This window comes from uncultured Stenotrophomonas sp., from assembly GCF_963519925.1.
GTDB lineage: Bacteria > Pseudomonadota > Gammaproteobacteria > Xanthomonadales > Xanthomonadaceae > Stenotrophomonas > Stenotrophomonas maltophilia_AE.
Genome location: NZ_CAUQPH010000005.1, coordinates 13,370 through 37,836, shown reverse-complemented (window position 1 = coordinate 37,836; position 24,467 = coordinate 13,370). Strand labels below are relative to the sequence as shown.

General features: G+C 61.1%; 14 protein-coding genes and 2 pseudogenes. 14 read left to right on the top strand and 2 right to left on the bottom strand.

Features of this window, described 5'->3' with window-relative positions; genetic code table 11:
- Nucleotides 1–42: 42 nt before the first annotated feature.
- The 11 genes and pseudogenes from RWO33_RS02080 to RWO33_RS02030 all read left to right on the top strand — a co-directional run bounded on the left by RWO33_RS02080 (nt 43) and on the right by RWO33_RS02030 (nt 14,117).
- Nucleotides 43–699 (top strand): response regulator transcription factor, encoded by a 657-nt coding sequence (locus RWO33_RS02080; RefSeq protein WP_314101581.1) that lies wholly within the window; start codon nt 43–45, stop codon nt 697–699.
- A gap of 925 nt (nt 700–1,624) precedes the next feature.
- On the top strand, nt 1,625–2,212 hold the full coding sequence (locus RWO33_RS02075) for a DUF6531 domain-containing protein (RefSeq protein ID WP_314101578.1): 588 nt from the start codon (nt 1,625–1,627) through the stop codon (nt 2,210–2,212).
- On the top strand, nt 2,212–2,607 hold the full coding sequence (locus tag RWO33_RS02070) for a hypothetical protein (RefSeq protein ID WP_314101576.1): 396 nt from the start codon (nt 2,212–2,214) through the stop codon (nt 2,605–2,607). The genes RWO33_RS02075 and RWO33_RS02070 overlap by 1 nt, the downstream gene beginning before the upstream one ends.
- Nucleotides 2,608–3,125: 518 nt before the next feature.
- Entirely contained in the window at nt 3,126–3,437 is a 312-nt protein-coding gene (locus tag RWO33_RS02065) for a hypothetical protein (RefSeq protein WP_314101574.1), read from the top strand.
- A 425-nt stretch (nt 3,438–3,862) separates the two neighbouring features.
- On the top strand, nt 3,863–4,342 hold the full coding sequence (locus tag RWO33_RS02060; protein ID WP_314101572.1) for a hypothetical protein: 480 nt from the start codon (nt 3,863–3,865) through the stop codon (nt 4,340–4,342).
- 1,064 nt (nt 4,343–5,406) lie between these two features.
- Nucleotides 5,407–6,201: a hypothetical protein gene (locus tag RWO33_RS02055; protein WP_314101570.1), complete on the top strand. Its 795-nt coding sequence runs from the start codon at nt 5,407–5,409 to the stop codon at nt 6,199–6,201.
- 42 nt (nt 6,202–6,243) lie between these two features.
- Nucleotides 6,244–6,635: pseudogene (locus RWO33_RS02050) on the top strand (response regulator transcription factor); the annotation flags it as partial.
- Between the two features lie 925 nt (nt 6,636–7,560).
- On the top strand, nt 7,561–11,568 hold the full coding sequence (locus RWO33_RS02045; protein WP_314101565.1) for an RHS repeat-associated core domain-containing protein: 4,008 nt from the start codon (nt 7,561–7,563) through the stop codon (nt 11,566–11,568).
- A 737-nt stretch (nt 11,569–12,305) separates the two neighbouring features.
- Complete coding sequence (locus RWO33_RS02040) at nt 12,306–12,794, top strand: hypothetical protein (protein ID WP_314101563.1); 489 nt, start codon at nt 12,306–12,308, stop codon at nt 12,792–12,794.
- An 86-nt stretch (nt 12,795–12,880) separates the two neighbouring features.
- Nucleotides 12,881–13,022 (top strand): annotated as a pseudogene (locus RWO33_RS02035) (LuxR C-terminal-related transcriptional regulator); the annotation flags it as partial.
- A 759-nt stretch (nt 13,023–13,781) separates the two neighbouring features.
- On the top strand, nt 13,782–14,117 hold the full coding sequence (locus RWO33_RS02030; RefSeq protein ID WP_314101561.1) for a hypothetical protein: 336 nt from the start codon (nt 13,782–13,784) through the stop codon (nt 14,115–14,117).
- Between the two features lie 854 nt (nt 14,118–14,971).
- Here the strand turns inward: RWO33_RS02030 and RWO33_RS02025 are convergent.
- The gene (locus tag RWO33_RS02025; RefSeq protein WP_314101560.1) at nt 14,972–17,620 is read right to left on the bottom strand and encodes a PAS-domain containing protein; all 2,649 of its coding nucleotides are present in this window, start codon (nt 17,618–17,620) and stop codon (nt 14,972–14,974) included.
- A gap of 136 nt (nt 17,621–17,756) precedes the next feature.
- On the opposite strand from RWO33_RS02025, the gene RWO33_RS02020 reads away from it, so the two are divergent.
- On the top strand, nt 17,757–18,326 hold the full coding sequence (locus RWO33_RS02020) for a hypothetical protein (RefSeq protein WP_314101554.1): 570 nt from the start codon (nt 17,757–17,759) through the stop codon (nt 18,324–18,326).
- Between the two features lie 132 nt (nt 18,327–18,458).
- On the opposite strand, the gene RWO33_RS02015 is transcribed toward RWO33_RS02020, so the two are convergent.
- Nucleotides 18,459–19,625, bottom strand: coding sequence for a porin (locus tag RWO33_RS02015; RefSeq protein ID WP_145479246.1), 1,167 nt, complete (start codon nt 19,623–19,625; stop codon nt 18,459–18,461).
- A 260-nt stretch (nt 19,626–19,885) separates the two neighbouring features.
- Between RWO33_RS02015 and RWO33_RS02010 the strand changes: the two genes are divergently transcribed.
- Together RWO33_RS02010 and RWO33_RS02005 are read left to right on the top strand one after the other, a co-directional pair.
- Complete coding sequence (locus RWO33_RS02010) at nt 19,886–21,235, top strand: dicarboxylate/amino acid:cation symporter (RefSeq protein WP_314101546.1); 1,350 nt, start codon at nt 19,886–19,888, stop codon at nt 21,233–21,235.
- 234 nt (nt 21,236–21,469) lie between these two features.
- Nucleotides 21,470–23,758: an NADP-dependent malic enzyme gene (locus tag RWO33_RS02005; protein ID WP_145479248.1), complete on the top strand. Its 2,289-nt coding sequence runs from the start codon at nt 21,470–21,472 to the stop codon at nt 23,756–23,758.
- Nucleotides 23,759–24,467: the final 709 nt, after the last annotated feature.

Sequence of the window (24,467 nt, the reverse complement as noted above, 5' to 3'; positions counted from 1 at the left end):
GCTGCTCTTAGCCGCAACCTGGAATCGCCCTACAATGCCCCCATGAGCGAAACCACCATCCTCGTAGCCGACGACCACCCGCTACTCCGCGCCGCCGTCGTCCACTCCCTGCGCCAGGCCCTCCCAGCCGTCCAGGTCATCGAGGTCGCCAGCGCGCAGGCTTTGGAGGCCGCCCTCAACCAGCACCCGGAAATAGAACTGGTCCTCCTCGACCTCACCATGCCAGGCGCCCGAGGCTTCTCCTCACTTCTCCACGTACGCGGCTCCCACCCGGACATCCCGGTGGTCATCGTCTCCTCCAACGACCACCCGCGCGTCATCCGTCGCGCCCAGCAGTTCGGCGCCGCCGGCTTCATCCCCAAATCCGCCCCCGCAGACGCCATCGGCAAAGCCGTGGAAACCGTCCTCGACGGCGGCCTCTGGTTCCCGGCGATGGCAGCAGAGCGCTCCGAATCCGACGCGCTGCTCGCTGCCCGCCTCGCGCAGCTGACCCCGCAGCAGTTCCGCGTGCTGCTCTGCCTGGCCGACGGCCTGCTCAACAAGCAGATCGCCTACGAACTGGGCCTGGCCGAAAACACCGTAAAAGTGCACGTAACCGCCATCCTGAAAAAACTCGAATGCGTCAGCCGCACCCAGGCAGCAGTGCTGGTAAAAGCACTCGAACCCGAAGGCGACCCAACCGCAGGCCTGGACGGCTGAACCGGTAGGGTCGCATCCCAATCGACCGCCGCTGCAGTTCATCGGCACGGTGGGGCATGACCAGAACCGAAGCCGCGCTCTAACCTTCCGTCATCAAAGCCTGCGCCACTTCCGCCCGCGATTGCCAGCGACTGCACGGGCGGAAGCCGGACGACCTCTACTGGCAAGCATACGTATTGGGCAGCGCAAAGCGTGACCGAAGGCATGGTTCCTTGGAAATTGATCGCGCTCTGCGCTCGCTAAAGATTGCCTGTGGCATCATCGGCCTGTGACAGGGGAAGGCTGTTGCAGCGGCTCAGCGGCGCCGGGGATATGCCGCATTAAAAGGAATTAGAGAATGCGATGCGAACCAGTGTGTTTATCGCACCACGGCGTTGTGGCGGTCGCTCGTGATACTGCTGCATACGCCCTTGGTTGCGCTCGTTTCACGTTCTTTCATATTGCAACCCTTGTTGTCGTCAGTATCCTGTCTTTCGGATCCACTGCGGTCGCGGCTGAACTTACATGGACAAGCTTCCCTGCGACTGAAAGATTTCAAGTGGAGGTCGTCGATCAGCCGCTTCCGGTTTTTTCAGATTCAACGGAAGCTTGTGTATACGCAGTGGCGAGTATGGCGTCTCTAAACCCGGGTAGCGGTTGGCAGTACAGCAACGCCCACTACGTACCATTAGGTGAGACAGACTATCCTGGCTGCCACCATACGTTGACCGCGGTGGGACCAACCGCGGGCGGGTACCCGATAGGTACCGTACTACAAGACTACGGCCAGAACTGGGTGATACCCATGCCCGCTTGCCCAGACGGCTACAGCATGGTGGGTTCTCAAGATTCTGGTTGGAGCTGTGGTCGCTGGTCCGAACTCGTTGACCCTGCAAAACCCTCGCAATGTGAGGCGGCTTCGCCGGCGCCCGCGCCAGATCCGACGGTGGGCAATCCCATCGCGTGCGCGAATGGTAAGAAGGTGGAACGAAGGTCCGATCTTGTGTTTCCCGGTTTCTCCATCGACCAGACGTTTTCCTCCATGAGCGGGTCGCTGCTCTCGGCGTTTGGCAAGCACTGGAGCAGCTTTCTGACCGCAGAGGTGATTGGCGACCGGGATCAAGGGTTGGTGTTCGCGTTCCTTTCCAGTGGCGGAGGGCTGATCTTTGTCAAGTTGCCCGACGGTACCTGGTCCAGCCACTTGCCCGACCTGGTCGCCTATGAACTCAAGGAAGCTTACGATGCCGTCGGCAGCTTCGCCGGATGGCGTCTGAGGGTCGGGAGTACGGTCAATATCTTTGATAAGAAAGGTCGCATCTCTGCTGTCGAGCAGAACGGACTGGAGCAGGTGTCAATTGTCCGCAACTCCGTTGGGGAGCCGACAAGCCTGGTTACTCCAAATGGACGGGTCGCCACGCTTCACTACAAGCGGTATATGGAGGTTGGACGGATCGATCTTCCGGGTGGGGGCTCCATTGACTATGACTACGACAGTTGGAGTGCCAGTGAGCGACTGGCCCAAGAGATAAGTTGATGAAAATTGATATTCATGATTTTGAAATCACAGCCATTGTCGCCACAGGTGCTGATGCATTTGATATACGCCTAATCGACCCACAGGGGTCTGGGGCATACACTATGAAGTTCAAGAATGTGAAGCAGCTCTTTGTCGACGGATTCAGCCTTCAGAATATAGTTCTTGACATAAGTGTGTTTACACAGCTCCGCGAGGACTTTGGGTTTCGAAGGGCATCTGGGATGCTGGACCTCAAGCCGGAGGCGGTGGAATCAGCTATAAGCGGCGGTGCTTTGATACTGATTGAAGCATCCTCTGGAGCTGAAGTTGCATGCCTTCTCGACAGTGCGATGCTGCCCCAGCTCGTTCGCGATGGCTCCGGGGTCGCTTTGGACTATTCACATAGACAGTAGGACCGGATCCGGCAGCTTTACGCGGGTGGATAATTTAGTCATTCGGCAATCAGGTCCTGTTCGGTGGCCGGATCGCGATGCGGTGAAATTTGCTTTGGTACTCAGGTCCCCGAGTGGGAGGGCCGAAAATTCTGCCGGATGCTCTAACAACTACCACCGTGACGACGCGTTATGCCTATACGAAGGGTGGACGACTTGCGCGGCTGTCCTATCCGGACGGAGGCGTGGCCGACTACGCTCGCGACAGCCTGGGGCGTATCAGCGAGGTCGGCGTTACGCGCCCGGGCCAAGCGCGGCAGGTGGTAGTGACCAATGTGAGCTACGCCCCGTTTGGTCCGGCTACTGGCTGGACCTACGGCAACGGGCGGCAACTACAACGACGGGCGCAGACTACCGTGGCCCATCGCTGAGCTACGGCTACGATTCGGTAGGCAACATTACAGGGCTGAAGATCGGTAGCGGTGGCAAAGGCTATAAAATTGTTTATCCCAAGCGGGGGTCCGATGAATCAGAGCGGCGTGGTCGAACTGAAGGCAGAGGGAGTCACGTATTACTCCAAGCATGATGAAGATTGCTTTTTCGGTTGGCTTGGCAAGATTTCCTGCGTTGCCAAGGAATACGGAAGGGGGAAGACGCTGTTTATCGTTGTTGATCGAGCTGCCCTCACCCGGGTTGAGCTTCTGGAACTGCTCGGCTTCTTCCATCGATACGGTTTGGATATGGCGCAGTTGAGAGAGCTTGATCGGCCTGAGTTCTCGGATCTGCTTCGCAGTGAGGGTGCTTTTTGGCGCGATCTGGTATTTAGGCCTGGGAGTTCACCTGACCTCTAGTTCCCTAACCGGCCGGAGGTGGTTGATCCGCTAGGGTTGGAAGGCGTTGGCGCATTCAACAATGGGGGAACTCCGATCCAATGGGAGAAGGGATCGGAGGTGCCAGTGCTCTCTCAGCTGGCTAACACAATCGATACGCTTCGAAAGGGAGCGAACGACATGGTGGCGAAGAATTTTGTAGGTGTCGACAAGTTCTATCACTGCGTAGCGATGTGTGAAGTGTCATCACGTGGCGCGCTAGATGCATCATTTGCCGCAACCGCGGGGGTCGCGCGCGAGCTGTATCAGCAGCAGTACAAGGGGGAGCCTGACGCGGAATGCGCAGCCGACAACAAGGCGAACGGAGCGGGGGTCGCTGTAGGTCCGCGCGGTGAATCATGCGTATCTTCTTGTGCCTCTCTAATGCCTAAGGGGATGACCTATCCATGAATGGGATTCGCTTTTTCATCGTTTTGTCGGCACTTCTCACCGGCTGCTCGCAGCTCGCTGGGACAAATGAACTGGCCCACGGGCGGTATAAGAATTACGAAGCAGCGGTCCAGAGCCATATGTTAGACAATGGATGGTTGCCCAAACAATTTCCAAGATCTGCCGCCAATATCGAAGAGGCGCACAGCATTGATTCTGGAGAAATCTGGGTTGCATTCAATTTTAAGCCGGGTGGCATCGATCTGCTGGTCGCGGAGTGCGCTCCATACCAAAATGTAAAGCTCCCAGATGCGAAGAGAAGCGCGCGAAGCGCACCTTGGTGGAGACGAACTCTGGTTGCTGGCAGCGGTCCGGGGGGTGACAAAAGTCTATCGTTGTACAGTTGTCCGCAGATGAATCACGCTGGCTCCGTTCTTTCAGCTGGTCTCGCTGTCGATCGAGAAGCCAACCTGGCGATGTACTGGGTGGCAAAGTGATGCGTTAGCGCTCGCAAGATCGCTACACTCAGCCGCATGAAACGAGTGAATTGTTCGGTTAGAGTGATGCTGGAAGCGATCAAGGAATGTTGGAGGGCTATCTGCCGTGACTAGTACAGCGCGTTTCAAAATCTCGCTTAGGATTACGCACCCCAAGGTTCGCAGTGACGATATCACTAAGCGACTTGGACTTGGGCCTAGGGCGTCGTATAGCGTTGGGGACAGGAAAGCTACGCCAAAAGGGACGGAGCTCGCAGGAGTCCGGGCGCGGACGTTCTGGAGTTATCAGTGGCCTACAGTCGAACCATTTGAGGACGCGATTGCCAACATAAGTAACCAGCTGCTTGAAAATCGCGATTTTTTGCTGCATTTGAAAAAAACCGGTGGTCAGCTGGAGTACTTTATCGGATGGTTCACGAAGGATAGCTCTGGTTTCGTGCTGGAGAGCGGGCTGCTGGGCGTCTTGTCCGACCTTAATATAAATCTTGCATTTGATATATACGCAGACGACTAAAGATAACTTGCGGCGCCTGAGGTAATCCGCCCGATGGGTGCCTTTGGGCGGGGGATCCATTGCGGTTTGCAGTCGCGGCTTCGTCTGCACTGCAGTGCAACTCCTCGTTTCCTCTCATCCAATTCGGTACGTAATCGCCGGGACATCGTCGCAAGCAGGTAGGAAAAACCCATGACACAATCCCTAGTTCATGCGGCGATTACCTGCTCGGAACGATTGGCTTGCTTGCAGTTGGCGTCATCCCGCTGCAGGCAGTCGGGCTGTTTCTCGACAGCCATCAAGTGGATGCAGGGCGCCGCCATTGAGTCGATTTCAATAAAGGACGTTTGCGCCAGAATTAAGAATGGCGTTATCAAGAGAGGGCTCAGTGATCTTGACTAGTCCTGGTACCTGGTCAGGGCGGTCGGGGATGGTGACGGATGAAGCCATGACACAAGCGGCCTGCCACGTCCGTGCTACACCTGTTCGCACGCGGTGTGATCGAAAGCTGAAGGTAACATTCTCTTCGATTCAATAAAACGTGCGGCCATCTCGTTCGAAGGCGCCCGTCATGATTCCATCTCAACTTGCCCAGTCGGTCAACATCAGCGCTGCCGGGGCGCCGCGGTCAACGGCGTCGGCAACTGCTGTCGGCAGGGTGGGTTTGGCAACTGCGGCCGGCGTTGACGCAGGAAAGATAGTGTCGATGGAGAACGCTCCGCATTCGGGGGCGTCACCTGTGGCTACTCCAACGATGCAGGCGAGAGCACTGCCCGAACCGCTGGCCTCCTCAGCTGCGCCGGCGGCCACCGTAGGCGATCAAGCTCTCGCTGAGGGTCCTCAGCCAACCCGAACGCTCTTCGATGTAATGAAGCCGCTCATTGAGGACAACGAGAAGATCGTTCTGGGGCGAACGGTCAATGACTTTGCCCTGGTGGGAGAGTCCATGCGCACCAACGTCTGCCAGGTAAGCCGCCGCGTAAACTCCTTTGAGTTTACCCCTCTGCATCTGGTTATCATGCGGACGGTGGAGGATGTCGGCTTCTGTTCAGACCGGGTGAAAGAACTCATTGACCTGGGTGCCGATGTGAATCTGATGTCCACCTACGACTGGAGTTCGATTGGTGGTCACAAGCGCATTCCTCCGCTGAAATTGGCCGAGAAGTTGCTTGCGAAGCTCGAGCAGGATGAGGACGCCGAGTCATGGGTGATCGACGACATGAAGGACGTGATTGAGCACTTGAAAAGGGCTGGTGCCACAACCGAAGGTGCCGCCCTCAGAACGTGTGACTCTGATGACGAAGGTAAATCTGACTGGGACTCTGAAGTGGATGAAGTTCCCGGTCGGGACGACTCGGACTGGTAGCCCCAATGCGCGTGGGTGGACGTTGGTACCACCCCCTATGGCCATCCGCGCGTCATCCGCCGCGCCCAGCAGTTCGGCGCCGCCGGCTTCATCCCCACATCCGCCCGCGCAGACGCCATCGGCAAAGCCGTGGAAACCGTCCTCGACGGCGGCCTCTGGCTCCCGGCGATGGCTCAGAGCGCTCCGAATCCGACGCACTGCTCGCTGCCCGCCTCGCGCAGCTCACCCCGCAACAGTTCCGCGTGCTGCTCTGCCTGGCCGACGGCCTGCTCAACAAGCAGATCGCCTACGAACTGGGCCTGGCCGAAAACACCGTAAAAGTGCACGTAACCGCCATCCTGAAAAAACTCGAATGCGTCAGCCGCACCCAGGCAGCAGTGCTGGTAAAAGCACTCGAACCCGAAGGCGACCCAACCGCAGGCCTGGACGGCTGAACCGGTAGGGTCGCATCCCAATCGACCGCCGCTGCAGTTCATCGGCACGGTGGGGCATGACCAGAACCGAAGCCGCGCTCTAACCTTCCGTCATCAAAGCCTGCGCCACTTCCGCCCGCGATTGCCAGCGACTGCACGGGCGGAAGCCGGACGACCTCTACTGGCAAGCATACGTATTGGGCAGCGCAAAGCGTGACCGAAGGCATGGTTCCTTGGAAATTGATCGCGCTCTGCGCTCGCTAAAGATTGCCTGTGGCATCATCGGCCTGTGACAGGGGAAGGCTGTTGCAGCGGCTCAGCGGCGCCGGGGATATGCCGCATTAAAAGGAATTAGAGAATGCGATGCGAACCAGTGTGTTTATCGCACCACGGCGTTGTGGCGGTCGCTCGTGATACTGCTGCATACGCCCTTGGTTGCGCTCGTTTCACGTTCTTTCATATTGCAACCCTTGTTGTCGTCAGTATCCTGTCTTTCGGATCCACTGCGGTCGCGGCTGAACTTACATGGACAAGCTTCCCTGCGACTGAAAGATTTCAAGTGGAGGTCGTCGATCAGCCGCTTCCGGTTTTTTCAGATTCAACGGAAGCTTGTGTATACGCAGTGGCGAGTATGGCGTCTCTAAACCCGGGTAGCGGTTGGCAGTACAGCAACGCCCACTACGTACCATTAGGTGAGACAGACTATCCTGGCTGCCACCATACGTTGACCGCGGTGGGACCAACCGCGGGCGGGTACCCGATAGGTACCGTACTACAAGACTACGGCCAGAACTGGGTGATACCCATGCCCGCTTGCCCAGACGGCTACAGCATGGTGGGTTCTCAAGATTCTGGTTGGAGCTGTGGTCGCTGGTCCGAACTCGTTGACCCTGCAAAACCCTCGCAATGTGAGGCGGCTTCGCCGGCGCCCGCGCCAGATCCGACGGTGGGCAATCCCATCGCGTGCGCGAATGGTAAGAAGGTGGAACGAAGGTCCGATCTTGTGTTTCCCGGTTTCTCCATCGACCAGACGTTTTCCTCCATGAGCGGGTCGCTGCTCTCGGCGTTTGGCAAGCACTGGAGCAGCTTTCTGACCGCAGAGGTGATTGGCGACCGGGATCAAGGGTTGGTGTTCGCGTTCCTTTCCAGTGGCGGAGGGCTGATCTTTGTCAAGTTGCCCGACGGTACCTGGTCCAGCCACTTGCCCGACCTGGTCGCCTATGAACTCAAGGAAGCTTACGATGCCGTCGGCAGCTTCGCCGGATGGCGTCTGAGGGTCGGGAGTACGGTCAATATCTTTGATAAGAAAGGTCGCATCTCTGCTGTCGAGCAGAACGGACTGGAGCAGGTGTCAATTGTCCGCAACTCCGTTGGGGAGCCGACAAGCCTGGTTACTCCAAATGGACGGGTCGCCACGCTTCACTACAAGCGGTATATGGAGGTTGGACGGATCGATCTTCCGGGTGGTGGCTCCATTGACTATGACTACGACAGCCAAGGTCGGCTCACAAGTGTGAGCGCGGAAGGCGCGACCACTATCTATGGATACGAGGACGACAGCGTTAACGGCCGCGTCCAATTGGTTGAGAAGTTCCAGGATGGAGTGCTGCTGTCATCATTCTCCTATGACGCGTCCGGGCGTGCTATATCGACAGAGAATGCGGGCGGCATCAATCGCTTCGAAGTCAACTACGACGACACGGGGAATCGCGTCGAGGTGACAGCGCCACTTGGGTCGATCAAGGAGTTCAATTTTGATGTCTACAACAGCGGCCGCCGTTTGATCAGCGAATCTGAAACGTGCAGCGATTGCACGCCTTCGGTGACACTGTACGGCTACGACACGAAAGGGCTGCTTAGCGAAGTCAATCGAAACGGATTAATCACAACTTACCAGCGAGATGCCAAGGGTCGAGTCGGGTTGATGATCGAAGGCGCTGGTACGACGCAGGCAAGAGCGATCCGGACGGTGTGGAATGACGCTGCGTCGCTGCCGGCTTCGGTCTCCTACTACGACGAAACGGACGTCGCAATCGCCACCCAGTTGTTTGAATACAATGGCCGCAGGCAGATGACCAAGGCCACTCAGCAGGATCTCGCCGGCACCTCCCGGGCGGTCACGGCGACGTACTGCGAGGCCAGCGATATTTCGGCTGGGACTTGCCCACGGGTGGGCTTGGTCAGATCTGTAACGGGGCCCGTCCCGGGTGATATCACAAGCTTCGCCTATCGCATGTCCCATGACGCCAATTGCGCCACCTCGCCCGCAACATGCGCGTATCGCAAAGGCGATCCCTGGAAGGTGACAGATGCGCTGGGACATGTAACTGAGACACTGGCTTACGACGGCGCAGGACGCCCGCTTTTGGTCAAAGATCCGAATGGGGTCATCACCAGCTATGAGTACCATGTGCGTGGCTGGCTGACCGCCGCGAAGGTTCATGGACCCGATGATTCCGTGGAGTCCGACGATCGCGTCACGCGGATCGCCTATTGGCCTAGCGGCTCCGTGCGGCAGGTCACCCAACCCGACGGAGCATCCACTGTCTACACCTACGATGCCGCGCATCGTCTGACCGATGTCACCGACAACGCCGGCAACACCATCCACTACACCCTGGACAATGCCGGCAATCGTGTTGGGGAAGACACCAAGGACGCCGGCGGAGTGCTTAAGCGCACGCTAAGCCGAATCTACAACCAACTAAGCCGGCTGACCACCCAGGCTGATGCTTCTGCCAACCCGACAGATTTCAGCTACGACGCCAACGGTAACGTCACCTCGGTCACCGACGCACTGCAGCGAACCACTCAATCTGAGTACGACCCGCTCAACCGACTGAAGCGCACTCTGCAGGATGTTGGCGGCATAGCGGCAGATATCAGATTTGCCTATGACAGCCAAGATAACCTGACAGAAGTCACCGATCCGAAAGGGCTGAAAACGCGCTATAGCTACAACGGCCTGGGTGAACTGATTCAGCTGGTTAGCCCGGACACTGGCACCACAACCTTCACCTACGACAGTGCAGGCAATCCGGCAACCCGGACAGATGCGCGGAACCTGACCACTACATTCAGTCATGACGTCCTCCGCCGTATGACTGCAAGGGCTTACGCCGACGCCAGTTTGAACGTTACCTACACCTATGACGTTCCGCAAATCGTCTGCGACGCAGCGGAAGCATTCAGTGTCGGCCGCCTGTCCAGGGTGCGGGACGGCAGCGGTAGCACACAATATTGCTACAACCGCTTCGGTGATTTGACGCGCAAGGTGCAGACGGTCGGTGGCGTGGCGTTGACCGTGCGCTATGCCTATAGTCCGGGAGGCCAGTTGACTGCAATGACATATCCAGACGGCAGCGTGGTCGACTACACTCATGACGCCCTCGGGCGGGTGGTCGAGATCGGAGCTACACGCCCGGGCCAGGCGCGGCAGGTGGTGGTGACCAATGTCACCTATGCCCCGTTTGGCCCGGCGACAGGCTGGACGTACGGCAATGGGCGGCAACTGCAACGACCGGTAGACACAGACTACCGCCCGCAGGCAGTGCATGACGGCGCAGCTGGTGGTCTGTCGCTGAGTTACGGCTACGATCCAGTAGGCAACATTACAGAGCTGAAGACCGGTAGCGGCGCCACGGTGCTGGCACGCTATGGCTACGACGCATTGCGTCGTCTCACCCAGACCCAGGACGGCCCAACCAGCACCCCCATCGAGACCTACGCCTACGATGCCACCGGCAACCGAGTTTCGCTGACGACCGCCAATGGCACCGCAACCTACGCCTACCCAGCTGACAGCCATCGCCTGCTAGCGGTCGATGGTGAGTCGCGCAACTATGATGCGGCAGGCAACACCCTCAACATTGGCGGCAAGGCATACAGCTATAACGACGCCAACCGAATGAGCCAGGTCGAGCAAGGCGATGCTGTCCTGGAAAGCTACACCTACAACCACCGCGGGGAGCGCGTTCTGCGCGTGCCTTCCACCGGCTCTGCTCAGCTCGCGATGTATGACGAGGACGGTCTGTGGCTGGGCAGTTTCGACGCCGCCGGTGGGCCGCTGCAACAGGCGGTATGGTTGGGTAGCTACCCCGTCGCACTCCTCGGCGAGCCGCCGTTCGGCGTTCCTGAGCTAGCTTATGTTCAGCCGGATCATCTCGGCACCCCGCGCGTGGTATTCGACTCGGCGCGTACCGTCGCAATCTGGCAGTGGACCAATCAAGGCGAAGTTTTCGGCGATCAAATCCCGAGTAGCGACCCCGACGGGGACGGCGTAGAGTTGGACCTAGCGCTGCGCTTCCCGGGCCAACGGGTGGACTTGCTCTCCGGGCTAAGCTACAACTATTTTAGGGACTACGATCCCATGACGGGGCGCTATGTTCAGAGTGATCCAATTGGTCTTAACGCCGGGCCGTCAACTTATGCTTATGTTTCTGGAAACCCGCTCATATTCACGGATAGAAGCGGTCTTGCATGTGATCAACGAGGCTGTTGGGTCACGCCAACTGAGCAGGCATATGCGGACGTTGGGAATTACGGGCTCTATTACCAGGCGGCTTGCTCAGGCGGCGATCCGTACGCGTGTCGCGCTCGCGAAGTGGCGATGAACCAGGGCCTGCTGGCGGCGATAACGAATACGAGGCTGGGCAACTCTATTCTGGAAGGTATTCAAGGACTGAGCTGCGAGGTGGCCAACGAAGAGATGTATGATCGTATGGATGCGATTCGAGTAGATCTAGCGAGAGCGCATGCCAAGGCGCTAAGCGCGGCAGGCGCAACGCCGGATCGCCCAGTTAGACTTGATCGGTGGACCGATATCGGGCGGTTTCACGAACAAGTGTTTAAGAGGCATGGCGCCGGCGAGGTGTTCGGTGGTAGGACGTATGACAAACTCTTCGGTAGAGGAGGGTTCGGCTATGACTGGTGCCCGTCTCCAAGCTGCAAATAACGTATTTCCATCAAGTATTCGTGCGGGGAGTCGGCAAAGTGACATGGCAGGTACTACTGTTAGTGGCTCTTCCGCTGTTTCTTGTTGTTGACGTGTGGGTCATTTTTGTGGGGTATAGGGGGCGGACAAGGCAGCACGCGGTCGCCCGTTGCATGGGTGTGTTGGGGGTGCTTTTGTTTCTCCTTTCGGCTTTTGCATTGATGGATCAGGTCTCTCAGGTTTGGGTGCAGCGGTCTGGCGGGGGAGGGGGAACAATCTATGTTGTGTCATTGGCACTTTTCGCGACTATCTCAATCATCGCGTTGCTGTTGGGTGTCAATCTAGTGCGTGGAGATCGAAGCGTATGAATCTTGGCGTGCTTGGTGAATGCTTCGGCAACCACATGATCACTCGTTGAAAGACTCTTTTGACGTTCTATTGCCGGTCTTGGTACGTGGTTGATGCCCAGGAGTCGTTCGGCGTCAGGAAACGGTGGGTCAATTGCGACGATCAGTAGCATGCGTCTATTGAATCTCCAGTATCCTTCGGAACAAGCAACTTCACTCTGCGTTCGACGTGGCCCATGAAGCCGGCCATCTCATGAAGTTCAAGTATGGCGGGCGGAATGACATGTACGAGATCACTTCTAGCGAGCCCCGTAGGACTATGCCATTGCCAGGATGGGAAGGAAACATAATGGGCGAATTCCCTGGGGTTCCGGACTCCCGTGTCAGGGATGCGATTAAGGAGAGCCTGAAATGCAAATAGCTTCCACAAAAGCGGCGCAGCTCGCGTCCGTGCTTCTGGCTACCTTGCTGGCGTCATGTGCGACGACCAGTGGTGCCAGACCGCCGTGGGTGGAATCAAACAATGGAAGACTGGCAAGCGCGAAGCGGGTTCCAATCGGTTCGGATCGAATACTGTTGCTTGATGCTGCTGCTGAAGAGGCCGCCGTCAAATGGATGCAGGGCGCTGGAGTTGAGTCGGTTCCCATAAAGGACGTCGACGCCGGAATCGTGAGGGGCGTGAGCAAAAGAGGTCTCAGTGATCTCGATTCGTCCTGGTATCTAGTTCGGGCGGTTGGAGACGGTGGCGGAGGCGTGTTTTTTGCCTTTGAGAGTGGCCTCGAGGTGCATGTTGTGTACAACAACCTTGGTCCCTGCAAGCCGCTCTACAATCGAGTGGTTGCTATTCAGCTGAATACTCCGCCAGAGAGGGTTTTTGCGGACTGTGGCGGCGGGCGCTAGCACGGAGCGATCGAGTCGCAGTGTACGCAGCTATTCCTGGTGTGCGCATTGCGTTCCGTTTAGATCTGCGACCTGCCGTGTGGAGCATGGCCTACGAACTCGGACTCGCCGAAAACACGGTAAAAGTCAACGCAATCGCCATTCTCAAGAAGCTTGAATGCCATAGCCAGTCAAGCAGCAATGCTGGTGAAGGCCCTCGCACCAGAAGGCGACGCAGGCGCGGACCTGAACCAGACCAGGCGCGGGTGGCAACGCGGTGTCAGCCGCGCGTTGGCGAAACGCAAGCGCCGTTGAAATTCGGCCGCCCGTAGACCGCCGATGGGGTCGCATCCCAGTCGACCGCCGACATTGTTCGGCATTGCGATTTCGGCATGATCCGAACCGAAGGCGGCGTTTCGCTAGAAGCCAAACACGTATCAACGGCACCAGCGCAGCTCCCGGTTCCAGCCGAGCCGATTAACGCGTCAGCTGGTTCTACGTGCAACGTGGGGAGCGTCCGAGTTCTGTCCGCAAAATGCCTGTGCGGATCGGTCGCCTCCCGTCTCGAAACCACCCAACTCAAACGCAAAAAAACCGCAAGCGGCGGGTTTCTGGAAAAGGACTGGCCCCGCGAGCGGGGCCAGTACGTACCTAGTGTCATCACCAGTAGTGGAGGCTGGGAGAGAACGTGTTCCTAGGGCTGCAAACGCAGGCTACCAGAACCCGCAATGTCGACGAAGTGTCGTTTGCGACGATGAGTAGTGTGCTTCTATCGATACTCAAATATCATTCGAAACAAGCGATTTAACTTTGCGCTCTGTATGGCGCATCGTGTTGCCTCGGAGCTTGAAATCTCCTCGAACACACAATCTGAGGACGTCCTATGTCGGGAGGGTGGCGGAATACAACACCTTCGCGGGAATACGTCACGCCGTGTGTGTTCGAGCGGATTTCAATCTCCCGACTCCCTTGCCATTCCGGCGAGGGAGACTTCCTCGGAGGTGGCAAATGCGTCGTTCAATACCGGATTCACCCTCAATCGAACAACCGCAGACGGGCATCGGGCTGCAGGTGCCGGAGATGTTGCGGATTGGATCCTTCAAGCATCCCGGAGGCCATCGGTTGCCCGGCGGTGGTCGTATTCCCTGCCTCATCCTGCGTGGCATGTGGTTGGAACGATTCGAGCTGCGGGTGGGTAGTCGTGTGCTGGTGGATGTGGCGCGCGGGAAGATCACGCTGACGTTGGATGAGACGCCCGTGCCTGTGCCGTATCGGTATCAGGACCACACACCGAGGAAGAAGCGGCGGATGGCGGATACGGCAGCTGAAGAGGTGTCGGAGTAACAGGGATCGGTGCGATGCCGCGGGAGGCATCTGGTAGGGTCGCATCTTGATCGACCGCCTACGCCACTGGAACGTTTGGTAGTGGCATGGGCGTCAGCGAAGAAGCGCATTTTCGTTTAGGGGTCAGGCGTTCGTCGCACGTAGCAATGTTGCGTGCAGTCGACCGGGGTCCGACCCTACCGAAGCAGTATTCCTGGCCGACGGGTTTCGCACTGGTTCATGCCTGGGCATCTGCGTGCCCCTTTACGCGGACCAGCAGTATAGGGGCGGTCCAAAGATCCCTGGAGCGCCAAGATTCTCTTTGTCCGAGCCCCAGAATGCATAGAACGTGTCGTCTTCAGGGCGGTACACAAGCCAATATCCATCCGACTTTGCTACGCAGAATCCGCTGATCCTCACCCCGTCAGAAATATGAGGAAAGCCTGGCGCTACGGCCGTTGCGGACAGCTGAAATGGCTCACATGCGTTACGTTTGATGTCTTCCGCCAGCTCAGAAAAGTAGACGACAGGATCTATGGGGTCATGGACGTATACGCCAGTGCCATCCGCGAGGCGAGACTCTAGTTTTTCAACAATCGGATTCATATGCCGTGCTCTTTCGAGGGAGAGGGCGGTATCGGATAGTGCAGAGTCTCACCAGGCTTGTCGCCGTTCTAGGGGGTATCAATGCGAGGTGCCGATCTGGAAGACGCAGGTCGATAGAGTTCCCCATTACCCTACCGAAGCAACACCTGCCGGCGGACGCCCCCCGGTAGGGTCGCATCCCGATCGACCGCCGACCAAACCCGAACGTTCGGTAATGGCATGACCATAAACGAAGAACAGCATTTCGCGCCGGTGAATTGCGCACCGGACTAAGCCCTGTGCCGCACCAGCAGCTGCGTCATCAGCGCACGTAGGGCCGGCGGTCGTACCGGTTTGGACAGGAAGCCCCAGCCGTTTTCCGCGGCATGTTCCTTGAGCGCGTCGTCGCGCTCTGCGGTGACCAGGATCACCGGTGGGCGCGCCTGCCAGAGCTCGCACAGCTGTTCGTACAGGTCCGGTCCGTGCCACTGGCCCATGCGTACGTCAAGCAGCAGCAGCTGCGGGACGTTGAACGTGGAGGCAATTTCCAGCGCTGCCTGCGGGCCGTCGGCCAGGTCCACGACGCAACCCCAACGCTCCAGCAGCGCCCGGGTGGCCGCACACACACGCGGGTCGTCGTCGATGCTCCAGACGCGGCACTGGCGCAGGGGGCTGTCATCGCCGGCGTCGGCGGGTACTGCCGGTGCGGCAGCCGGGGCAGGTATCGCCGCCGCATCGCCCAAGGCCACCGTTACCGCAAACACGCTGCCGCGCCCCAACGTGGAGCGCAGGCTGATGCGGTGGCCGAGCAGGCGGCCGATACGCTCGACGATCGCCAGCCCCAGGCCGGCGCCGCGTTCCTGGTCCACGCCGTCATCCAGTCGGCGGAATTCTTCGAAGATCTCACCCTGGAGGCTCTCCGGAATGCCCGGGCCCTGATCGTGCACTTCGATGCGCAGCTGGTCGCCCACCCTGCGGCAGCCGATCAGCACGCGTCCACGTGGGGTATACCGCAGCGCGTTGGACAGGAAATTCTGCAGGATGCGGCGCAGCAGTGCTTCATCGCTCACCACCACGGCACGCGTGTCCACCCAGTCCAGTTGCAGCCCACGGTTCTGCGCGGCCAGGCCGAACTCGCGTGCCAGCGTTTCCAGCAGCGGCGACAGCGCGAAGGCATGCACGTGGGTCTGCAACGCGCCCGATTCCAGCCGGGAAATATCCAGCAGGCTGTTGAGGATGGAGTCCTGCGCGGCCAGTGCCGCATCCACATGCTCGCTCAGCTCGCGGGCGTCGCCACTCAGCTTGCCGCGCAGCACGGAAACGAACATGCGCGCCGCATTGAGCGGCTGCAGTAGATCATGCACCGCCGAAGCCACGAACCGGGTCTTGTAGCGGTTGGCACGCTCGGCCTCGCGCCGCGCTTCGTCCAGGTCGCGGGTGCGCTCGGCCACGCGGTGTTCCAACGCGTCGGCCAGCGAGCGAAGTTCGCGTGCGGTGTTCTTGTAGGCGGTGATGTCGGCGTAGCTTGTGACGAAGCCGCCATCGGGCAGGGGATTGCCACGAATCTCCAGTACGGTGCCGTCCTCCTTCTCGCTCTCGCGCATGTGCGGGCGTCCGCTGCGCAGGTGGTTCAGGCGACGCTCGATGGCTTCGTCGATGGGGCCGGGCCCGAGCAAACCGCGGCGCGCGTTGAAGCGGAACGCTTCTTCAATGGGGCGGCCGACCCGGATCAGGTCGGGCGGGAACCGGAACAGCTCCAGGTACCGCGCATTCCATGCCACCACGCGCTGTTCGTTGTCGATCACCACCACGCCCTGCGGCAGGTGCGCGAGGCTTCGGCTGAGCCCGCTGTCGGCCTGTTGGGCGGCCTGCAGGATGCCGTCCTGCGCAGTGCGAAGCTCCTGCGCATGCTGCTGCAGCACCGTTTCCAGCTCGCGTCGGCTGCGCTGACGGTGCGCGGCCAATCGGCGACGCTGCTGCACGAACAGGCCCAGGAAGCACAGCGCCAGCCAGATGCCACCGGCGGCCAGCGCGGTGCTGCGACCCACGGCGCCACTGGCGCCGGCATCGTGCAGCAGGTGCAGCTTCCAGTGCGGGTCGTTCAGCACGTAGGTCTGCCACAGCACCGGGCTCGGCAGCGACGGCTGCATCACCCGCACCATGCGCCCGCCGTCTTCCAGCAGCGTCAGGGTGCGGGCTTCCAGTGGCTTCAATGAGCGGTCGGCATACTGCCGGGTGGCCATCATCTCGGCGCGTTCGGCCGGTGCCAGCGGGCGCAGCAGGCGGTAGCGCCACGCATCGCCGTTGGCCAGGAACACCACGTCGTGGGAATCGCTGGCTAGCACGATGTCGGTGCTCTGCAGCCATTCCTGCTCGAGCGCACGCAGTTCGATCTTGATCGCGATGACGCCCAGCACGCTGCCGGTGTCGTCGCGGATCGCCTGCGAGAGGAAGTAGCCGGGCACGGCGGTGGTCATGCCGATGCCGTAGAAGCGGCCGCTCCCGTTGGCCATGGCCTGCTGGAAATACGGGCGGTAGCTGTAGTCCTCGCCCACGTTGGTGGTGGGCTGGTCCCAGTTGCTGGCGGCCACGGCGACGCCATGCCGGTCGATCAGGGTCAGCGTGGACGCGCGGGTGACATTGTTGGCCTGCTGCAGCTTGAGGTTCAGCCGCTGCCGCTCGGCGGCATCCAGTGGCTGGCGCAGGGCCTGCTGCAGGTCCGGGTCCAGCGCCAGCACCTGTGGCAGGGTACCGAAGCGGTCGATGCGCTGCTGCAGGGTCTGTGCGTACAGGTCCAGCTGACGTCGGACCTGGGTGCTCTCTGCGGCCAGCGCGCGCTGTTGCGCGTAACGTCCGGCGACCAGCGCAGCCAGCAGCGTTCCGCCGATCATGACCAGCAGGGTCAGCAGCAGGGGGCGGTAGCGGGCGGCGCGGTACATGGGGGGCAGGGCAGCTTGGATTTCACGCGGGATTTACTGCCTTGCATGATAGTTCACCAACGGGCCCCGGCTGCATCGCGGGTCCGCCGAAACGGGGGCGTTTCGATGACCAGGCACAAGTCCTGGGGAGAGACCGATGAAAACCGCAATGATTCTCGTAATCTCAGGCATGTTGCTGTGTCCACATACTTCGAATGCGGACGAGTGCGTATCAGGCAAATCACTGATGCTCGTTGAGTCGACCAAGATCGATGATGGGCTAGGCCCGACCGAGTTCATCGTCCGGCTGGAATCGAAGGCCCCCATGACGCTGGAGACGTTGAAGAAAGACTACATCCTGCTCGAGACGGAATTGCAGGTGGGGTACAGGGAAACCTACTTTGGTACGCCGCCATCGCTCCGGTTTGAGCCTAAAGAGGCTCGGAACGAGGCGGATGGCTCACTGTGTCTGGAGTTCGTCGATTTCAGGCAGGGGTTGTACTCAACCCCTGGTTTCCTCAACGTTTCAGCTGTGAACGGCGGCCGCCCTGTAGTGTGCGTCAGCAAGGCGGGTGTGGTTACTTCAACGCTGAAAGTCGACGTTGAACAGAAAATCAGAGCTCCCCAAGACGAGACGACACCCAAGATTTTCATGCGCGCCAAGGTGAAGGCAAATGCACCGGGTCAGATTGTATTGATCGACGCTAGTACAGAGGCGTGCAAGTAGTGCGCGCCCAGCCGCGGTCCAGGTAATGACCATAAGCTCTTGGTCCGTGCGTAGCCTCTGTGTTGGGGCAGCGCGACGCGCCCTTTGAAACTTAGTAAGCGGGTGCACATTTCGTGCACCCGCTTGGATTCATCAGAAATGCACCTGCGCACGCAGCTCGAAGATCTCCGGCTTCGTCCGCACGCCACGGCGGCTCGCATCCGCCCACACGTAGTTAGCCTGGAACTTGAAGTGGCTGGTCAGGTACCAGTTCGCACCCACGGTCCAGTCGTGCTGGCGGCCACCGAAAACATCGGCGTCGTCCAGGTCGATGCGGCTGTAACGGGCCAGCAGTTCCACCGCGCCGTAGTTGTGGGCCGGTTTCACGTTGGCCACGGCGCCAGCGCTGTACGGGCGCGATTCGCCGGTGACGATCCAGCTGCCCATCACGTACTGGCCATCACCGGTGTAATCCGGCTTGCCATCGCGGGTGACGGTGGTGCGCAGCGCTTCGGCCTGCACCGAGAACGGGCCCTTGATGTAGATGCCTTCCAGGCCGGTGCGGCGGATCTGGTCGGCGGTGACCAGTGCGCCCGAATCCACCAGGCGGATGTCGGTCAGGCCGGCTTCCGGGCGCGCGCGCAGGCGGGCGCTGGCGTCGAAATGCACGTCACGGCCATCGCGGTAGCCGCGCGGATTTTCCTGCGAATAGGCCAGGCCCAGGTGGATCACGTCGCCCGGCGCCTTCACCGGGGTCCACACGCCGCGCACGGCCTGGGTGGTGCCGGGGTTGTCGCCCTGCAGGTCCTTGCCACCGTAGGCGCCCACCTGCATCAGGTAGGCCGGGCGCTCCAGCACCCACTCGGCACCGGTGCGGCGGCCTGCGTAGAAGGCCTGCACGGGCAGGGCGGTTTCCACGAAGCTGCCGGCGCGCGAGGAGGTGTTGGAATCCAGGCCGACCGGGGTCTTCATGTAACCGAAGCGGAAGCGGCCCACGTCCTTGCCGAACAGCGCCTTGCTCTCGAAGCGGAAGAACACGTCCAGCCAGGTATCGGCCTGGAAGTCGTAGTACACCATCGCGTCGTACACGCCCTTCTTCTTCAGGGTCGCGCCGAACTCCTTGCGGCGCACCGCATCGTCATCCTCGAACGCGTCCGCGCCCGAGAAGTCGTTGAGGTCGTAGGCGATGTTGGCAGTGGCGGCCAGTTCGGTGCCGTCGCTGAAGGACACCTTGGTCGGCCAGTTTTCCCAGTCGGCGGCCGAAGCGGCCAGGGGGGCGGACAGGGCGGTAAGAGCGATGAACAGGGGGGTCAGGCGCATGGAATAGGGTCTGGCTTCGAAAAGTGGGGCAGAACAACAACGGCCGCGAACGGGAAAACTGTTGGGCGACAAGGCCCGGAACGACACGGCCACCCGCCGCCGTGGGGGCGCGGTGCCCGTGCAGTGTAGGCACTGCAGTTGGCTGAACAGGGGGGCTAGTACCAATAGGTTATCTGCGTCTGGATGCAGCGGGCGTAAAAAGGCGACGCCCGATGCCGCCGCCCGCGGCCGGCATCCCCGTGACACTGCCGGAGCTTCCCATGCACGTTCCCACCGCTGCCCCCCTTGCGGCCAAGCCGCTGCCGTTCTACCGCCAGCTGTATTTCCAGGTGGTGGTGGCCATCGTCCTGGGCGCCATCCTCGGCCATTACGAGCCGGCCTTCGCCGAATCGCTCAAGCCGCTGGGTGATGGCTTCATCAAGCTGGTGAAGATGATCATCGCCCCGGTGATCTTCCTGACCATCGTCACCGGCATCGCCGGCATGACCCACCTGCGCACCGTGGGCCGGGTCTTTGCCAAGTCGATGGCCTACTTCCTGTTCTTCTCCACCCTGGCGCTGATCGTGGGCATGGTGGTGGCGCACGTGGTGCAGCCCGGCGCCGGCATGAACATCAACCCGGCCGACCTGGACCAGACCGCGGTGCACAGCTACGTGGAAAAATCCCACGAGCTGACCCTCACCGGCTTCGTCATGGACATCATCCCGGCGACGCTGGTGAGCGCGTTCGTGGATGGCAACATCCTGCAGGTGCTGTTCGTGGCGGTGCTGTTCGGTATTTCGCTGGCCCTGGTGGGTGAGCGCGGTCGTCCGGTGCTGACCTTCCTGGAAGCGCTGACCGCCCCGGTGTTCCGCCTGGTGCACATCCTGATGAAGGCCGCGCCGATCGGCGCCTTCGGCGCCATCGCCTTCACCATCGGCAAGTACGGGGTGGGCTCGCTGATCAACCTGGCCTGGCTGGTGGGCTCGTTCTACCTCACCGCGTTCCTGTTCGTGGCGGTGATCCTGGGCGTGGTCTGCCGCCTGTGCGGGTTCTCGGTGTTCAAGCTGGCCCGCTACCTGAAGGCCGAGCTGCTGCTGGTGCTGGGCACCTCGTCCTCGGAATCGGCGCTGCCGTCGCTGATGGAAAAGATGGAAAAGGCCGGCTGCAGCAAGTCGGTGGTGGGCCTGGTCGTGCCGACCGGCTACTCGTTCAACCTGGACGGCACCAACATCTACATGACCCTGGCCGCGCTGTTCATCGCCCAGGCCACCAACACCGAACTGACCCTGGGCCACCAGATCGCGCTGCTGCTGGTGGCGATGCTGAGCTCCAAGGGCGCCGCCGGCGTGACCGGTGCGGGCTTCATCACCCTGGCCGCCACCCTGGCGGTGGTGCCGGAAGTGCCGGTGGCCGGCATGGCGCTGATCCTCGGCGTGGACCGCTTCATGAGCGAATGCCGCTCGCTGACCAACTTCATCGGCAATGCGGTGGCCACCGTGGTGGTCTCGCGCTGGGAAGGCGCGCTGGACCGTGACCGCCTGGCGCTGGCGCTGGACGGCCGCGAAGCCGAGCTGCCGCCGCTGGCCACCGACGACCTGCCGTCGCCGCTGACCGCCCCGGCTCGCTGAGGTGTGTGACCGGGCCCCGGTGCTCCCCGACGGGGCCCCGGGGCCCGGCTTTTTCCGTGCAGTATCCTGATGGTGTCGTCTGTCATCAGGGCCCGGCAGGCTGGCCTCACATACGCCAGCGAAGGGCCTGTTTTGTGCAGTCGCAGCACGATCGCGACAGCGTAGCGACAGGTCCGGCCACGCCAACGGGGGTATGATCCCCTGTTCCTCTCGCCCATTCATCTGCAGAAAGCGATGTCCAACGAAGATTTCAAACAGGCCGCCCTCGACTATCACCGCATGTCGCCGCCGGGCAAGATCAAGGTCACGGCGACCAAGCCGATGCTGACCCAGCGCGACCTGTCGTTGGCCTATTCGCCGGGCGTGGCCCACGCCTGTGAAGCCATCATGGCCGACCCGCAGCAGGCCAGCGAGCTCACCGCCCGCGGCAACCTGGTGGCGGTGATTTCCAACGGCACCGCGGTGCTGGGCCTGGGCAACATCGGCCCGCTGGCCGGCAAGCCGGTGATGGAAGGCAAGGGCGTGCTGTTCCAGAAGTTCGCCGGCATCGATGTGTTCGACATCGAGATCAATGAAAACGACCCGGACAAGCTGGTCGACATCATCGCCTCGCTGGAACCGACCTTCGGCGGCATCAACCTGGAAGACATCAAGGCCCCGGAATGCTTCGTGGTGGAGCGCAAGCTGCGCGAGCGCATGAACATCCCGGTGTTCCATGACGACCAGCACGGCACGGCGATCATCGTCGGCGCGGCGGTGCTCAACGCCATGGTGGTGACCGGCAAGAAGATCGAAGAGGTCAAGCTGGCCACGACCGGCATGGGCGCGGCCGGCGTGTCCTGCGTGAACATGCTGGTCTCGCTGGGCCTGAAGCCGGAAAACATCCTGGCCTTCGACCGCGAAGGCGTGATCCACACCGGCCGTGCCGACCTGGACCCGGAAAAGAAGCGCTACGCACGCGACACCGACAAGCGCACGCTGGCCGAGATCGTCGACGGCGCCGATATCTTCCTGGGCCTGTCGGCCCCGGGCATCCTCACCGCGGACATGGTCAAGACCATGGCCAAGGACCCGGTGATCTTCGCGCTGGCCAACCCGACTCCGGAAATCATGCCGGAAGTGGCGCGCAGCGTGCGCCCGGACGCGCTGATCGGCACCGGCCGTTCGGACTATCCGAACCAGATCAACAACGTGCTGTGCTTCCCGTACCTGTTCCGCGGTGCGCTGGACGTGGGCGCCACCGCGATCAACGAAGAAATGAAGATCGCCTGCGTGCACGCGATCGCCGCGATGGCGCGCCGCGAGGCCAGCGACCTGGGCTCGGCGTATGGCGATGACACCCCGAGCTTCGGCCGCGACTACCTGATTCCGCGCCCGTTCGACCGCCGCCTGCTGGTGGAGCTGTCGGCCGCCGTGGCGCAGGCCGCGATGGATTCCGGCGTGGCTACGCGCCCGGTCGCCGACATGGGAGCCTACCGCGAGAAGCTGGCCCAGTTCGTCTACCGCACCAGCCTGATGATGAAGCCGGTGTACGACCGTGCGCGCGCCGACAAGCAGCGCGTGGTGTATGCCGAAGGCGAAGAAGAAGTGGTGCTGCGCGCGGTGCAGAACGTGGTTGATGAAGGCCTGGCCTTGCCGATCCTGATCGGCCGCCCGGACGTGATCGAATCGCGCATCGAGCGCATGGGCCTGCGCATGAAGGCGGGCGTCGATTTCGACATCACCAACATCAACGACGATCCGCGCTTCAACGAATACTGGCAGTACTACCACAACCTCACCGGCCGTCGCGGCGTGACGGTGGCGGCGGCCAAGAACCTGATGCGTTCGCGCCCGACCCTGATCGCGGCGGTGATGGTCGCGCGCGGCGAAGCCGATGCGCTGCTCACCGGCGTGGTCGGTCGCTTCCACAAGAAGCTGGGCTACGTGCGCAGCGTGCTGCCGCTGGAGCCGAAGGTCACCTCGACCTCGGCGATGACCGGCGTGATCAACCAGCAGGGCGTGTTCTTCTTCGTGGACACCCACGTGCAGGAAGACCCCACGGCAGAGCAGATCTGCGAAGCCACGCTGCAGGCGGCCTACCGCATGAAGCTGTTCGGGATCGAACCGAAGGTGGCGCTGCTGTCGCACTCCAACTTCGGCAGCCACGATTCCAAGGATGCGTTGAAGATGCGCACCGTGCGCGAGCTGCTCCTCAAGCGCAACCCGCGGTTGAACGTGGACGGTGAAATGCAGGGCGACACCGCATGGGACGAAGCGCTGCGCCAGAAGCTGCTGCCGGACAGCACGCTGAAGGGCCGCGCCAACCTGTTCGTGCTGCCGAACCTGGAAGCGGCCAACATCGCCTACAACCTGGTGCGCGTGTTCACCGACGGCGTGGCGATCGGTCCGATCCTGATGGGCGTGGCCAAGCCGGCGCACATCCTGACCACCAGCGCGACCTCGCGCCGCGTGCTCAACATGACCGCGATCGCGGCCGTGGATGCGCAGATTCGCAAACAATTGGAATCGGAGAAGGCCTGAGGCCTTCAGCGGTTCCAATGCGGACCGCGCATTGCGCGGTCCGGTTTTGCGAAGCAAAAACGGGTAGCCCCGGCCGTTGGCCGGATGCTCTGCAGGTAGCTACCGACCGTTGGTCGGTAGACCTTGCAAAAGGGATCGGTGCACCGCACCGGTCCCTTTTGCATTTGATGTTTCCCCGTGTACCGACCAACGGTCGGTACCTACCGCGCGAGATGGCCGCAACCTCCCCGCAGCCCCACGGTCACCACCCTGCAACCTGCCACGGGCCAAATACCCCCACGCGGCCCGGCTTGGCGGTGGTCCCCAGGACCCTGCCACCCCGGGCCCGACCACTTCCCCCCTCTGGAACGGCGCCATGCGCACTCGTCCTTCGAAGCGGTACTTCAAGCAGCTGTTCGCGCTGTACGCCGGCCTGGTCGGCTCCCGGTAGCGCCGGGCTCTGCCCGGCTGCTCTTCGTTCCGGCACCGCGCAGCCACGCAGGGCGTGGCTCTACCTTGTGTTCTGGCACCGCGCGGACACGCATGGGGTGTCCCTACGCGTGTTCCGGCACTGCTTGGACACGCATGGCGTGTCCCTACGCGTGTTCTGGCACTGCGCGGACACGCATGGCGTGTCTCTACGCGGGTTCTGGCATTGGGTGGACACGCATGGCGTGTCCCTACGCGGTTTTGGCGGTGCCTGGATCGGCGGGGCGTGCGCGGATGCCGC